17 protein-coding genes and 1 pseudogene are annotated in these 14,798 nt (G+C 29.3%); 12 read left to right on the top strand and 6 right to left on the bottom strand.

The genetic code is table 11. The features are described from left to right. Positions 1-11: 11 nt before the first annotated feature. The 3 genes from ACX6CF_RS00315 to ACX6CF_RS00325 form a co-directional block, all read right to left on the bottom strand. Complete coding sequence (locus ACX6CF_RS00315) at positions 12-1,418, bottom strand: MBOAT family O-acyltransferase (RefSeq protein WP_458783293.1); 1,407 nt, start codon at positions 1,416-1,418, stop codon at positions 12-14. A gap of 66 nt (positions 1,419-1,484) precedes the next feature. Next, the gene (locus tag ACX6CF_RS00320) at positions 1,485-1,946 is read right to left on the bottom strand and encodes a DUF4358 domain-containing protein (RefSeq protein ID WP_458783294.1); all 462 of its coding nucleotides are present in this window, start codon (positions 1,944-1,946) and stop codon (positions 1,485-1,487) included. 22 nt (positions 1,947-1,968) lie between these two features. Next, a complete protein-coding gene (locus ACX6CF_RS00325) occupies positions 1,969-2,952 on the bottom strand; it encodes a GDSL-type esterase/lipase family protein (protein WP_458783295.1) in 984 nt (327 codons plus the stop codon). Between the two features lie 685 nt (positions 2,953-3,637). On the opposite strand from ACX6CF_RS00325, the gene ACX6CF_RS00330 reads away from it, so the two are divergent. Together ACX6CF_RS00330 and ACX6CF_RS00335 are read left to right on the top strand one after the other, a co-directional pair. Next, the gene (locus ACX6CF_RS00330) at positions 3,638-4,699 is read left to right on the top strand and encodes a copper amine oxidase N-terminal domain-containing protein (protein WP_458783296.1); all 1,062 of its coding nucleotides are present in this window, start codon (positions 3,638-3,640) and stop codon (positions 4,697-4,699) included. Between the two features lie 53 nt (positions 4,700-4,752). Further along, positions 4,753-5,367, top strand: a complete 615-nt coding sequence (locus ACX6CF_RS00335; RefSeq protein WP_458783297.1) for a hypothetical protein — start codon at positions 4,753-4,755, stop codon at positions 5,365-5,367. Positions 5,368-5,445: 78 nt separating this feature from the next. Here ACX6CF_RS00335 and ACX6CF_RS00340 read toward each other — a convergent pair whose 3' ends face one another. Together ACX6CF_RS00340 and ACX6CF_RS00345 are read right to left on the bottom strand one after the other, a co-directional pair. Next, entirely contained in the window at positions 5,446-5,616 is a 171-nt protein-coding gene (locus ACX6CF_RS00340) for a hypothetical protein (protein WP_458783298.1), read from the bottom strand. Between the two features lie 233 nt (positions 5,617-5,849). Next, a pseudogene (locus tag ACX6CF_RS00345) lies at positions 5,850-6,639 on the bottom strand (DUF4846 domain-containing protein). Between the two features lie 246 nt (positions 6,640-6,885). Between ACX6CF_RS00345 and ACX6CF_RS00350 the strand changes: the two are divergent. The 4 genes from ACX6CF_RS00350 (at position 6,886) to ACX6CF_RS00365 (ending at position 10,087) form a co-directional block, all read left to right on the top strand. Next, positions 6,886-7,155 carry a hypothetical protein gene (locus ACX6CF_RS00350; protein ID WP_458783299.1) on the top strand — a complete coding sequence of 90 codons (270 nt, stop codon included), beginning with the start codon at positions 6,886-6,888 and terminating at the stop codon, positions 7,153-7,155. Between the two features lie 31 nt (positions 7,156-7,186). Continuing rightward, the gene (locus ACX6CF_RS00355; RefSeq protein WP_458783300.1) at positions 7,187-7,906 is read left to right on the top strand and encodes a nucleotidyltransferase domain-containing protein; all 720 of its coding nucleotides are present in this window, start codon (positions 7,187-7,189) and stop codon (positions 7,904-7,906) included. A gap of 188 nt (positions 7,907-8,094) precedes the next feature. After that, entirely contained in the window at positions 8,095-9,666 is a 1,572-nt protein-coding gene (locus tag ACX6CF_RS00360) for a hypothetical protein (RefSeq protein WP_458783301.1), read from the top strand. 70 nt (positions 9,667-9,736) lie between these two features. After that, the gene (locus ACX6CF_RS00365) at positions 9,737-10,087 is read left to right on the top strand and encodes a hypothetical protein (RefSeq protein ID WP_458783302.1); all 351 of its coding nucleotides are present in this window, start codon (positions 9,737-9,739) and stop codon (positions 10,085-10,087) included. Positions 10,088-10,249: 162 nt separating this feature from the next. On the opposite strand, the gene ACX6CF_RS00370 is transcribed toward ACX6CF_RS00365, so the two are convergent. Then, the gene (locus tag ACX6CF_RS00370) at positions 10,250-10,702 is read right to left on the bottom strand and encodes a helix-turn-helix domain-containing protein (protein WP_458783303.1); all 453 of its coding nucleotides are present in this window, start codon (positions 10,700-10,702) and stop codon (positions 10,250-10,252) included. 14 nt (positions 10,703-10,716) lie between these two features. Here ACX6CF_RS00370 and ACX6CF_RS00375 point away from each other — a divergent pair, with 14 nt between their 5' ends. The 6 genes from ACX6CF_RS00375 to ACX6CF_RS00400 all read left to right on the top strand — a co-directional run bounded on the left by ACX6CF_RS00375 (position 10,717) and on the right by ACX6CF_RS00400 (position 14,736). Beyond that, positions 10,717-10,905, top strand: a complete 189-nt coding sequence (locus ACX6CF_RS00375) for a hypothetical protein (protein ID WP_458783304.1) — start codon at positions 10,717-10,719, stop codon at positions 10,903-10,905. After that, entirely contained in the window at positions 10,896-11,249 is a 354-nt protein-coding gene (locus ACX6CF_RS00380; RefSeq protein ID WP_458783305.1) for a DUF6075 family protein, read from the top strand. The genes ACX6CF_RS00375 and ACX6CF_RS00380 overlap by 10 nt, the downstream gene beginning before the upstream one ends. Before the next feature lie 149 nt (positions 11,250-11,398). Next, on the top strand, positions 11,399-12,046 hold the full coding sequence (locus ACX6CF_RS00385) for a TetR/AcrR family transcriptional regulator (RefSeq protein ID WP_458783306.1): 648 nt from the start codon (positions 11,399-11,401) through the stop codon (positions 12,044-12,046). After that, on the top strand, positions 12,036-12,914 hold the full coding sequence (locus ACX6CF_RS00390; protein WP_458783307.1) for an EFR1 family ferrodoxin: 879 nt from the start codon (positions 12,036-12,038) through the stop codon (positions 12,912-12,914). The genes ACX6CF_RS00385 and ACX6CF_RS00390 overlap by 11 nt, the downstream gene beginning before the upstream one ends. A 10-nt stretch (positions 12,915-12,924) precedes the next feature. Further along, positions 12,925-13,308: a hypothetical protein gene (locus ACX6CF_RS00395; protein ID WP_458783308.1), complete on the top strand. Its 384-nt coding sequence runs from the start codon at positions 12,925-12,927 to the stop codon at positions 13,306-13,308. 384 nt (positions 13,309-13,692) lie between these two features. Beyond that, positions 13,693-14,736 (top strand): GNAT family N-acetyltransferase, encoded by a 1,044-nt coding sequence (locus ACX6CF_RS00400; protein WP_458783309.1) that lies wholly within the window; start codon positions 13,693-13,695, stop codon positions 14,734-14,736. The last annotated feature ends 62 nt before the right edge of the window (positions 14,737-14,798 follow it).

Consider the following 14,798-nt stretch of genomic DNA (forward strand, 5'->3'; position numbering starts at 1 on the left):
AAAATCCCTCCCTAAAATCTAAAATATAAGAATGGATTATATGATGTACCTATTAAAAAGGAGATAGATACTATGAATACAGTTATATAGCATATATTTTTAACGGTATATATTAATCCTTCATGTCCGAAACTCATTAACTTGGTATTTATTATGGTTTGCAATCTAGTTGATGCTCCAATACATATGATTATCAAGAATATATTTGTACCAAACAAGTAAAGGGTCTGGTTATCTATTACAGGTACATTACACAGTCCAAACATGGTCTGCAAATATATCTTCAACGTTGAAGTGTCATCAATAGCAAAAATGACCCAACTTATAACTACTAAAAAGAGAGTGTAGAAATGTTGTATAAAATTAGGTAATCTCTTAAGCCATTTCATAAAGAACAACTTTTCTAGAATTAGTAGAATACCAAAATACATTCCCCAAAAAACAAAATTCCAATTAGCGCCATGCCATAGTCCAGTCAATGCCCAGACAATCAACATATTCGTAATTAGTTTTTTCTTTCCTTCTTTACTTCCACCAAGGGGAATATACACATACTCTTTGAACCAAGTTCCAAGAGAGATATGCCATCTTCTCCAAAATTCAGTTATGCTTTTAGAGATATATGGTAGATTGAAATTCTCTAATAAATCAAAACCAAACATTTTACCAAGCCCGATAGCCATATCCGAATATCCAGAGAAATCAAAATAAATCTGCATACTGAAGCAGATTGCTCCCAACCATGCTGAAGCAATAGTTAAATCAGAACTTGATATCTGTTCCCATATCATACCGATATTGTTGGCTAGTATAACTTTTTTAGCTAGACCTATTATAAAACGTTGTACTCCTTCAGAGAACTTATTCATATTGCTGACTCGGTGTTTCAATTGTTCTGCTATAGTTTTGTATCTTACAATTGGTCCTGCTACTAATTGTGGAAACAATGAAACAAAAGTTCCAAAATCAATGATATTTCTCTGAGCCTTGACTTCGCCTCTGTAAACATCTATTGTATATGACATTGTTTGAAATGTATAGAATGATATACCGATAGGAAGCTTAAGGTCTAATGGTGTCAAGTTTAATGATGATAGTTGATTGATGTTGCTTATTAAAAAATTACTGTATTTAAAGAAAAAAAGTATAGCTAGATTCCCAACTATTGAAATAATTAAAACAAGTTTTGCCTTATTATATTTTTTTTGGTATTTAAATTTTTCAATGGATAGACCATTTATGTAATCAAAAACAGTTGAAAAAAGCATAATACTGACATATACTGGTTCGCCCCAGGCATAAAAAACCAAGCTTGCAAGAAACAAGCTTGTATTTTTTAACTTACGAGGACTAATATAATATATTGCTAAAATACATGGCAAAAACAAAAATATAAAAATTGGTGTACTAAAAATCATCAGAAAATACCTCCGTTATTTTCGGTCGCAAGATAGGAAGTTATAGGTAATATGTTTAAGATACTATTACTTAGTATATGTCTCTATTATTTCTTCAGCCGTGTTATCATTAGCAACACAAACGATGACATATTTATCGATTTTTTTAATTACAGCATTATCGAGTTTTTCCATTTCTTCTGGTACATAACTTTCAAAAGCTTGTTTTTGGGCACTGATTCTTTCTTCAGCTGCTTTGTAAGCATTATCTGCTTCTGATTTATCTTTTAATTCAAAGACAGCAACTTCTTCCGCTGTTGCTCCACTGCTTACATATACTTCAGAGGATACTGCATAATCAATCTGATATATTGACTCAACGCTACTGCCTTCAATCTTAGTTAATTCATCTTGGTATTCAATCTTACTTGTCAAATCTCCTGCTAAAGCACTTATATCAATTGTGATATCTTTATCTTTGCTTGCGCATCCAACGAGTGTTAATAATCCAACAGTCATAGTTAGTATAATGCAAATAAATTTCTTCATAATCTTTTTCTCCTTAGTTATTCTATTTAATAGTATGTGTTTTCAGGTATTCAAGCCATTTTTGACAATATGGCTTCTTCAAATGAATTCCATCAGCTGCTGCTTCGTTTGGTAAACACCCATTTTCATTGGTCACTGCTTCTGCAACATCTATAAAATATACTCCATTATCTCTAGCCATTCCAAGAAGACGAGAGTTATATTCATTGATCTTAGAGTTTTTGATGTAGCTATGTCTAGATGATACTTTGTGGCTTACAGGTAAAATTGATTGTATGTATATGTCTGCATCAGGATGAGATTCTCTTATTGAATCTATAATTTTTTCATATTTCTCTATGAAAGTATCAGTAGATACCCATCCAGTTTCATTAATACCTAACATAATGTATATTTTATTAAAGTGGGCATCTTCAATAGCTTCCATAACAGGAATTTTATTACCATCTTTTTTAATTACTTCACTTGTAAAAACAGTATCCACCATAAGTCCTTTATATGTATAAGATAAAGCCTTAGAAGGAGGGGAGTATAGCATGAATCCTTCTGTACGAGAATCACCTATAAAAACAGCGTCATCAAAATAGCTTTCTTCAACGGTTTCACTTAACGGAACTGGTTTGGTATAATCATATTCATCTGTAGTAGTTTCTTCAATTTTTTGACTGGAATCAGAATTATTATTATTAGCATCTGAATTCGGGGTAGTATTATTCTCTTTTTCTTCTGGTACAATAGGTTTTTCTTTTTGTGGTATTTGGTCTTCGTCTTTAAACAAATATTCAATTGATGCTTTGCTCTCTTCTAATTTTTTTTCATTACGATCAGTACTTGTTTTTGTATTTGCTGAGGCATCTAATTCATGAGAGTTTTTGTAATGACTTTCTTGACATTTGACGCTTAATGTCAGACTAATCAATATTACAAGAAGTAGCATTCTACGAATTCTTTTTCGTCTTTTTCTTCTAATGTAGTTCATACGAGTGGCTTTTGAATAATTGTTCATGTTTTCCCCTTTCTCTGGAATTATTATTGGATACTTGTTCCTCGCTAACATAGAATAGTTTTTTTACCATAATACTTTTATACTATTTTAGCTTTCATATATAAGACTATTAAACAAAGCAAAAAGTTTTAATAATTTATCTTTTTTTACAATAAACGATACTAGTAATTGATGGAAATACCATTTAAGAATGTAGATGCATAAAATTGAGATATAGTCATATTTGAGTGAAAGATGTAATTATATAAAAACGATATTTACACAAACATAATAGAACTTTTTTCTGCATTTTATTACATAAAATCATTAAAAACTATAATACTTCATAAAAATCAAAAAATACATTAAAAATGTAGTAATTGTCAATATGAGACGATTTCTTATTATGATACACTATAGTATTATATAGCATAAATAAGGTTAATATGTTAAATTATAATTATAATTGTATTAAATAATAATTACTAAGAATGTAACAATATCTTAATGATTTATTTAGATGAAATATCAACTGTAGACAAGATTCTGTTTGCTAGTTTATGTCATTGTTTTATAGCAAATGTATAATATTGTATATACAATAATTACTAATATATGGTAAAATACTTAGGCTAGAATTATTATATGAATAGGTATATAAAGTTTGCTTTTTTAGAAAAAATAAGTAATAACGAGGAGTATATTAATGAAAAGAATTACAATGTTAATAATGGTAGTAATCATCTTAACATCAATGATGATGATAGGGGTAACGGCAGAAACTTATGTGAGTGTAACAGTAGAGGGAGAAATAATAGAGTTCCCAGATGCACGACCATTCATAGATGCAAATAATAGAACTCTTGTACCTGTGAGATTCATAAGTGAAGCATTAGGGGGAAAAGTTGATTGGGATAGCGATCTTCAACAAGTGACCATTACTTATGATGCTAAAGTCATAAAATTAATCATTAATAAAAAAGAGATATTGATTAATGAAGAATCACAAGATATGGATACACAAGCAATATTAAAAGACTCAAGGACATTTGTTCCTGTAAGATTCGTAAGTGAAGCAATGGGAGCTAATGTGGAGTGGGATAACGATAATAATACAGTAGTTATAACACTTGTAAGTAATGATGCTATAGACTTGGAAGGAATGACTGATGAGGAAATAATACAGCAATTGAAAGAGTATCCATATATAGAAGACGATTTTGGAAGAGGTTTTTTGAAAGACAATGTATGGTTAGTGGAACATGATGGAGAAGATAAGATTAAGGAATATGTAGAGATAGGGAAAGACTATATGGAATCATTCTATAATGTAGACTATAGAACGTATGATATGACTGAATATAGTGAGAAACTTAAATGGTTTTTCTTAGAAAGTGGCAGCTGGATAGCTGATGATGTCATAGAAAGAGATAATGAAGAACATATCAATTACTGGGCTAATATGATATCAGAAAAAGAGATAATTATTCATACTGAATTTATAACTGATGAAACTTGCATATATACCAATGGTTCAACGTTGATTAGAGGGAGGATGAATTATACAGTTAAGAGTTGTAATGATATGGAATGGTTAAGAGAATATACAAGATATGGAAATGTTGTACTTGGTAAGAAGTACACATGTATTGTGGATGTTGAGCTAGCTAATTTAGCAAGGAATGCACAGGAGAAATGGGAAACAGCGGAGTTGCTTATTTCTGATGAATATTTTGTGACACAAATTAGTGAAGTGAAGGTGCACTAATAAGGGGAAAACTTATGAATAATGGCGAATCAATGTGAAGGGGTGATTTCTTCATGAAAAAATCACAACGATTTTTATTAATTTTATCAATAATAGTAATAATTAGTATTTCATTTATTCTTGGAATAAAATACGAACATAACAATTCCAATAAAGAAACTAATAAATTTTATAATAACTTTTTCATAGACAAAGAAATAGAAATGATTGCTGCTAATGAGTATTTAATATATGAACTTAAGAATATAGAAAAAAAGGTAGCAATTGACCTGAAAGATTATATTGCCATTTACAAACAATCAGAAATAATAAATTATATCTCTTTGGAATATACTATCAAACTCCAAGAATATTTAAATATGATTAATTACTGGAGTAATCACGAATTGAGAAGAAACAAAGAGGTAATGACGATTTATTTTAATTTTTCTCAAAATCTATCTGATAGTTTTAATGATATTAATAAATCTAATGGAACTATAGATTTAACTATTGAAAAGATAAATAGTAATAAACAAGTTATTCAGCATTTAGTAGATATGAATAATCAAATTCAATCAATTTTAGACCTATATGATGTTGAGAAAGAATTAAAAGATAATGTTATATCTGAAAGGGTAGCATTGCTGGATTATATATTTAATAGTGTTACAAATTTAAGCGATTAAACGCAAATGATAAAGGAGTAGGGGTAACCACTGCTCCTTTAATTAGGTTGATGTTACGTATAATTTTTTTCACTCATTTCAATTTTTTAATCTTTCATAAATCACATTATAATCCGTTAAGATTTCCTCAATTTCTGCTTGAGTTGGATTTATAATAATCAAGTCTATAATTTCTTGTAAACACTGTGGGTCAATATTGGATTGATTAGGGTCTATGTAAAGTTTGATTTTATTCACTTTTTCTTGCATTATGTTCTCTCCTCAATAGTTGTTATATTAACTATCGGTTTCTTGCTATTAGTGAATTATAGGATAATAGACTTAATAACAATAGCTTATAGAAGTCAAAAGATCATGAATAAGAAAAGCTTACTACTTTTATCAGGTAGTAAGCTTTTTGAAAGCTATAGATTTTTAATTATTCCAATTTCGGATGTGGTAAAATAATTGCTCATTGCTAATAAAACTATCTTTTGATCAGTTCATTCATTGATTGCCATATCAGCTACCATTACACATCTTCCAATACAATCTTTTTTTACAAATATATCACCAATCTGAATATCTTTTATATCAACAGGGTCTAAGTAATGATTAAGCGCATCCGTATTAGAATATGAATAGATGATATCTAGATATTTGTTTAAGTCTTCATTAGTATTGGATGGATTTGTTTTTTGAGCCCATTCTAATTGATTATCTTTTGTAACTAGCCTATTACCTTCCATCCATTTACTATATTCAGCCGTAAAACCGTTGGCAAAGGGATAAGAGATATCAGTAACGTTCTGCCTTAAATAAATATTCAGCATTCAATCGTATGGCAGAGTCACTCGATTGTTCTAAATCTTTATTGTCAAGTGGCATATCAACTACAGTTACATATTGAGGTTCTTCATAATATAATCGGTCGCCAGTATATAATTTTGGCTGTACAGCATGTTCCTTTAGAGGAAGATTTTGAATATACTCTCCAAAACTACCTTCTTCTCTAATATGTTCTTCTGTTTTAGTAGATTCATCTAATAGCCATGCATTCTGATCTTTTAGTATTTCATATTCTTCTTCTAATTCAGTTAATTGAGATTCTAACTCTGATATTTTGTCTTTGTATTCTTGTACAGTAGATTCATGTGAATCATTTTCATTGTTGTTTGAATTAGGTTCATCAGTCATGTTATCTGGAGTATTGGAAGTTGATTGATTGGAATTACAACTAGTCAATAATATGATAATTAAGATTAATATAAATAGGTTTTTACTTTTCTTCATTGATACTCTCCTTCTTATACTTGCATAATCAATATGTATGATGTAAAATCAAAACATATTATATACATATGTGTAGAATATTATATCATAGGTGGAATTAAAAACCAATATAACGTATAAGATATAGATAGCTAAGAATATGTGAAAATTAGTATATAAGTATATGAAATACTTGCGAACAATACCCTAAATACTCTTGGAATTAGGGAATATAAAATTAGAATAGGTAAGCAAGAGGTGTAATAAATGAATGATATGCAAATTACTATATTTATATTAGGAAATCCTATATTTGCGATAATGTTTTATAGTATAGGAAAAAAAATAATAAATAGTAGGTATTCTATAAAATTACCATTTTTACCTAAATCACGTTACTATTATCATAAAAACAACCTAATTGATAATTATCATTATCAAAAACTTATTTTTATACCTTCAATGATATTAGCGGTTTTTTGTTCAGCTATATTATCCGGAGTATTTGGAGGAGAACTTTATCTACCAAATAGATAGTAACAAATATACGATAGAAGAGGGGGATTATATGATATCAAATAAGATGATGAAAAAACATGAAAAGGCATTAAACGAACTTGCTATTGAGCTGAAATCAATTAAAGAAGTAGAGGGTATTCTTTTATTTGGTTCTGTTCAAAGAGGTGAAGCCAGAGAGAATTCTGATATTGATTTGAATGTAATTGTAAACTGCAATGAAAGTTGGAATTACAAGAAAAGAGTATGTGGTGTTTTAGCAGAAGTATATTTTTCTCCATATTTCCAATGGGAAAAATTAATTAAGGAAGATAGAAATATTGCAGTATTAAGAGCTTTCAGTACAGGAACATTTATATATAAAAAAGAATCAACGATAGAACAACTGAAAGAATTAGCTACAATGGTAATTGAAGAAGGACCAAAACCATTGAAATCAGTACAGGTGGCGAACTGGAGGATAAAGTTATCGGAGTTACTGGAGGATTTGATGTTTTTACCTGAAGATAGTCCTCAATCATATATATTAGCTAATAATATAATAAATATTACAATGGAAGCTTTTTGCCAGTTAAATAATTTGTGGAGTGTCAAGCTTGAAAAAATGTTAGATTATATAAGTAAATACAATTCGGAATTATATAAGATGATTGTTAATTTTTATAAAAGTAATATTTTCAGTATATCGCAAGTTGAAGAAATAGTTGATATTGTCTTAAAACCTTTTGGAGGTAGATTATTAGAGTATGAGGGTCCTAGATTAACATGTTAAAATATTGTACCGTATGTGATGGAGAAGAGATTATATAGTAGTTATGTGAATAGAAATATTGAATTTATAAGTTCGCAAACTTTTTTTATTGAATGTATTGGGTCAAATTGATAACATATATACACATTAAAAATGAGTGTCCAAGACCAAGACACAAAACCAATTTATTTTTAAAGGGAGTGTATAAAATGATAAAAGGATTTGATTCATATACAGTAGATTTTACTTATTATATACAATTAATTAATAAGCAGTTTAGAAATGTTATTGAGAAAGGCAGGCCACTATTTAGAACAAATGCGGATAATTTATTTGAAGCTTTTTTATTAGAGATACCTAAAGAGTATAGACAACTATATACATGTAGTGCATGCAAAAAGTTTGTAGAAAAGTATGGTAACATTGTGGCATTGTCTGAAGACGGTAAAGTTGAAGCTGCTTTATGGGGAGAATTTGATGGATTAATGACACCAGTATTTAGAAGATTAAAAGAGTTAGTTGAAAAAGCAGACATTGTAGATGTCTTTATAACTTCAAAAGAAATATTGGGAGTTCCATATGCCGGCGGGTTTAATCATATGCATGTAAACGTGCCAGAAAAAATAAGATATATGGGTAAAATACTTACAGATGCACAAATGATGCTTGAAAAAAGAGAAGATTTTAGAATGTTACAGCAGTACATAGAGGAATATCCATATGACGTTGCAGTTGATGCTAACAATATTCTTAGCTCAGAGCATTTATATAGATTTGAAAAATGTCTTGGTATTTCCAACTGGTTTATGGATTTACATAAAAAATTACGAACAAATAGAGAAGATAGTAATAATGTATTGTGGTACGCTGTTGCTACTGCACCACCAGGTTACTGTCATATTAAAAATACTATGATAGGTACTTTGCTTGATGATATAAAGTTTGGTTTTGATTTTGATACCATTGCAAATAAATTTTCAAGAAAAATGAATCCCTTACAATATCAGAGACCACAAACTAATCCTACAAGAGGAAATATCGAACAAGGAGAAAAAATAGTTGAAAAATTAGGTGTTAAAAAATCTTTTAGTCGTAGATATGCAAGACTAGGTGAACTTAATACTATATGGAAATATAATGATGCTACTGAGACTACTGGAAAAGGGTTCTTTGGTCATATAAAAGTAAAAACTATAAATAAGGATAAGAAAAAATCATTTGATATGCCAGCTACTAAAATTACTTGGAAAAAATTTGAAGATACAATATTAACTAATGCAAGTAAAATTGAATTATTAGTTCCTAAGCACGGTAATTTTGCGGCATTATTAACAGCTACTCATGAAGATGCTCCACCTATCTTTCAATGGGATAATTTAGAAAAAAGAAATCCTTTTTCATGGTATGTATATACTAATGGATCTCCATGTACAAGATGGAATTTAAAGCATGATTATTGTAATGTTACAGGTATATGTTATCAACCTTCAATGTGGTATGGAGAATATCCACATCAGGGTAAGAGCATATTTTTAATACTTGATAGTTCAAGAGATGTTAATGGAACTCAAAGTAATTGTTTGTTTCCAGAAATGCTAATAAATGATTTGAGAGAAATAAGAAAAACTATAGAAGCATATTCTAAAGAAGCAACTCTTGGAGGAGAAAAAGAAGCAAGTGCTTGTGGTTACAGACTTGAATATGGTAGTGAATGGAATGTAAGTTTTAGAGTTACTACTTCTACAGGTGTCTGCAATTATATATTAGACAGATGGGATTAAAATAATGAATGATTCAGCGTATTCAAAGGTATGAACATGATTTTAGGAATAGAAAATTAAGGTGGGAATTATGGATTTAGAAAGAGAAAAAGAACAAACTAAATGGTTTAGAAAAGATGGTTTAAGAATCAAACAAACAAGAGAAGGAAAACAAACGTTAGTTTCAGTTATTATTGAAGGTTATAATATTTGCTTTAAATTGATGATGTTTGACTTCCTAGATCATATAAAAGAAGATTTAACATTAGATGTCAAAATAGAAAAAATATGGAACAAGCAGCGTGTTTTTGTGGTTGATACGAAGTATGTGTCAGATTTAATTAATTATATCGAATTATTTATTGATGAATGGAATATAAAAATAAGTGAAAGTACAGTTTCTGCTTCTGATGTTATTTCTGATGAATTATGGTATAGCTAAAATATTTAAAAAGGCGAGAACTCATGTTGATGAGAATAAAATAGTGAAATTAATAGTAAAGAGACTTTAGAATCATTTATAGTATCTAAATCTATCAATTAATAAATAAACATCCCATTCTAAGTGCAAATTTAGATGGGATGTTTATTTAATTCTATATATTTATAGATTAATATTTTTTTCTTCCAACAAACGATGAATATATCCTAAAACTTGTTTTCTGCCTGTATCATCAAGTTTTATAAAATAGGTTAACGTTTGTTTATCAATTTCATCAAGTGAATTTTCTTTAATTAGCTGGCTGATTAAGTTAGAAGTAATATTGTTGAACACCTCACCTTTTCCAGAAACAAACCAATCTTTGTTAACATTAAATTCAGTTATTATATTATTTTTTACCCTATCGGTCAGAGAAACATTACCATTTTCTATATTGGCTAAATTAGAGCGACTCATACTAATTCTCTGAGCAAAAAGCTCTTGATTAATATCTAATATTTTTCTTAATTCCTTTATACGTGAACGGATAATAAACACCTCCATAAAAAGAGTATAAAAGAGAAAAAAGTGTTTGTCAAGAACTATAAAAGCAATTTTTGTGATTGACAAGAACATATAGAAGGAATATAATGTTTTTAACAAACATTATAGGAGGCGTTTTAAGAAATATGGGATATGAACAAGATTCACAGGAATTAATCAAGTTAACATCACAACTATCAACAGAACAGAGGGTGTTGGTTCTCAACTTAGCTAAGTATTTATTATATAAAAAAGAAAGAGATGAGAATGATAAAGGTGATGCGAAATGTTTATAAGAAACAAATTGCACATGAGAAGATTTATTCAATTGGTTGAGAGGGATGGTACTGAGTTATTAGATACTAAAAGAAAGTCGTTGTTTTACATAGTTGCTGGTAATGAGGATTTGTATAATAAATTGTATCAAATATATGACTTTGATCAAAGGGCAATGAGAAAAGCGTGTGTTAATAATAATCAATTATATGATGAAACATCTATAAAATTATTAAGATTAGCGTATGTTTTAATTAAGGAAGATGATGATTCATTAATTAATCTGTTCCATGGGTTAGATGATTTTAATTTTGAATTGGCACTTAGTGCTATTAAGATTAGATATATGGGGGATTTTGAATAGTGGTTGAGACTTTCCAGTGGGGAGGTCTTTTTTTATTTAGAGTACATACTAATTATCTATATGGTAAAATATTTAATAATTCAATCAGTTGACAAATATAATCATATGCCGTAAAATACTAACTAACGACCGTTAGTAAAGGAGAGCTTATGGAATCAATTGATATGTTAATTAAACAAAGTACGAACACAAAAGAGCGTTTATTATACAGTGGTATACAATTATTTTCTGCAAAAGGGTATAGTAATGTTGGAATAAGAAAGTTATGCATCAGTGTTGGGATAAAAGAAAGTTCCTTTTATAATCACTTTAAGTCAAAAGAAAGTTTGTTTAGAGAAATTATGGGTTTAATGATAAGTAAAGGTGATGAAGTATTATTCACAGATGAAGAAGTTGATATGGTCGTGGAAAAGATGTCGGTAGATAACTTTATGAAAGAAAATCTTAAAAGAATACAAAGTGCATTCACTAACCCACTTTTCATAGCAATTATGAGATTGGTTGTGATGGAAAGTTATATTAACCCTGTGGCTTATGAGTTGTCTGAGAATAATAATTATGACAATGTAAGGAATGCAACTATAAAGATATTAAAAGGATACCAAGAGAAAGGTGAGGTAAAAGCGTGTGATATAGCTACTGTAGTAGATACATATTATCACGGCTTAAAAACTTACAATGACACATATATCCTTAATGATGCATGGGGAAAAGATCAGAATGATGTGGTCGAAGCTATGAAAGTATTTAATCAGCTTTATATTGATATACTAAAAGGAGAGCTTTATGAAGAATGATGTAATCTATTGTTTTACTGGAACAGGAAATTCTTTGTTCGTAGCTAAGCAGATAGCAAAGACAACAGGTGCAGAGGTTGAAATAATAAGGAAGTCGTTATTTAGAAAAGAAATGTATAGAAATTATAATAGTCTAGGTATAGTGTTTCCAGTATATCATCAAGGACTACCTGTGATGGTGGAACAATTTGTAAAGAGGCTTAGAGATGTGGATATTAATTATATATATGGTGTTTCAACATATGGTGATAAACCTACATTAGCATTAAAGTATTTGAAAGACATGCTAAAAGATCAAAATAACAAATTAGATATTGGTTTTGCTGTCAGAATGCCATATAATTATTTGCGACCTAGTAAAATTGGAAAAGGTATGTATGCATCGTTTTCGGTGAAGGTTCCAAATGAGAAAAAATGCCGTCTTCAGTACAAAGAGGCTGAGAATAAAATTCAAGTGATTACTGATTCGATTAAAAGAAAGATTTCAGGAAATGTTGAGTTGAGCGATCAATTCATTGAAAATTTAGTTGATAAACTCAATTTAAGAGATACACTGCAAAAAAGACAATGGTTAAAAGTTGCTGGATATAAAGGTGAACAGCCAGATACTTTTTTTGAAGCTATCCCTTTAATGGATACGAAATTTTTAGTATCAGAGAAGTGTACTTCATGTGGTTTGTGTGCTCGTGTATGCCCTGCAGAAAATATAACTTATAAAGATAATAAGCCCGTCTGGAATCATCATTGTGAGCAATGTATGGCATGTATTCATTGGTGTAGACAAGGGGCAATCAATTATGGTGAGAATTCAGCTCATGTCATGCAATATCACCATCCACAGATAATGCTTAAAGACATTATTAATTGAGGAGATGAAAATGAAAATGAATATGATATTTAAAGGGATTATAACAATATTTGCCTTGAGTATAGTAGTGATTTTTGGATTCTTATTAAGTAAAAATGGAAAGCCATATAATGATGTTTTATTTACAATCCATAAAGTCGTAGCATTAGCGATGATAATATATAGTTATCTATATATTAAGCAATATACATCTATTATTAGGAATGATTTTTGGTTAGTTCTTTTTTTGATTATCATAGTAATATGTATCTTAGCTCTATTTGTAACAGGTGCATTACTAAGTATTGGGAAAGTAGATTATGTCTTGTTAAAACGTCTACACCTACCAATAGCGTTGTTAATGTCAGTTTCAGCTATTAGCTTTGTTGTTGTGTTTTTGAAAAAAATTGCCTGACTTTGAGTACTTTGAAGGTAATAAAGAAAGAGGGGTTCAATCTGCAATTGGAGGAATATTTACGAAATCAGAATATGAAAAAATGCATATATAATTAGTGTGGTGATTATGATTAGGTATATGGGGGAAATTGAATAGGATTTAAGACTTTCTGGTGGGGAGGTCTTTTTTCTGAGTTTTTAGTTGTTTTGATTAAGATAGAATAATGTAGGATTTTTGTATACATATTAATATTATGAAATTATAAGATTAATAGCATTACATACAAAACAATAGTTGTATATGTTATAATTAATTCATGTATATAAATAGATATTGTAATAAAATAGCTTTGATTACATAATATTATATTCGGGTAACTATTATAAATAATGGGGGAAATAAATGGAAAAAGTGTATAAACTTACTAAGGATGATTTTTATAAAATTATACCTTTAATAAAATCAAATCATGAATTATCGGTTTATTCAACAATAAATGGAATTATGAATGGAGAGGTATATGTAAATAGTATTGCTCATCCAACTGCTGCATTAATTAAAACTTGTGAATGTAATTATATTGCAGGGGATGCTAAGGATTTAGAATTTAACAAAGCAGTATTTGAAAACATGGACTTTTGGGATACGGTCACACCTGATACAAGTGAATGGAGAGATGTCATATGTTCTAATCACAAAGATAAATTTATAAGAGCATATACTAGGAGACATTACATACTTGAAAATAGATTGGAGAAAGAAATAAATGTAGAATTGCCAGAAGGCTATTATCTTGAAGAAGTAAATCTTAATTTGTTAAGACAAATGAAATATAATAATGTAGAGGATTTGATTGACTGGATAGATAACTGGAAGGATGATGAGACATTTCATAAATATGGGGTTGGCTATTACATACGAAATGATAGAGATATCGTAAGTTGGTCATTGAGTGATTGTAGTTACAATAAGAAAATTGCAATCGGGATTCATACAGACAAGAAATATCGTAAATGTGGATTTGCAAAATTAGTAGTATCAAAAGTTGTACAGAAATGCTTTGCAAAAGGATATGAAAGTATAGACTGGTTATGTGTAGATTGTAATAAAGGCTCCATAGGAACCGCTAAAAGCGTTGGGTTTAAACTAGCTGATAAATATACTAGCTTCACACCTTACCCTCTAATTGAAAATCTGAAGGACTTGACAGAGGATGAATGGAAGGAATGGGGCGACTATTTATTTCATGCATCAAAGAGCGAACCTAAATTAGTAATTGATTGTATGCTTTCTTATATAAAAGGAAATATATTAGAGGATGCAAAAAAGGTATTAAAAACGATTTGTAGCATGGAAATTCCAATGAATTTTGAAATGGAATCATTTATTAATTATTTACATTCATGTGATATGGCTTCTGAATTTAGTGTGAAGTGGATGGACTAATGTGGTGAAATATAGCATATGTATCAGACAAAACCAATTCAGCACAAGCTATTAGAGATTGG

The organism is Vallitalea sediminicola (assembly GCF_054408565.1).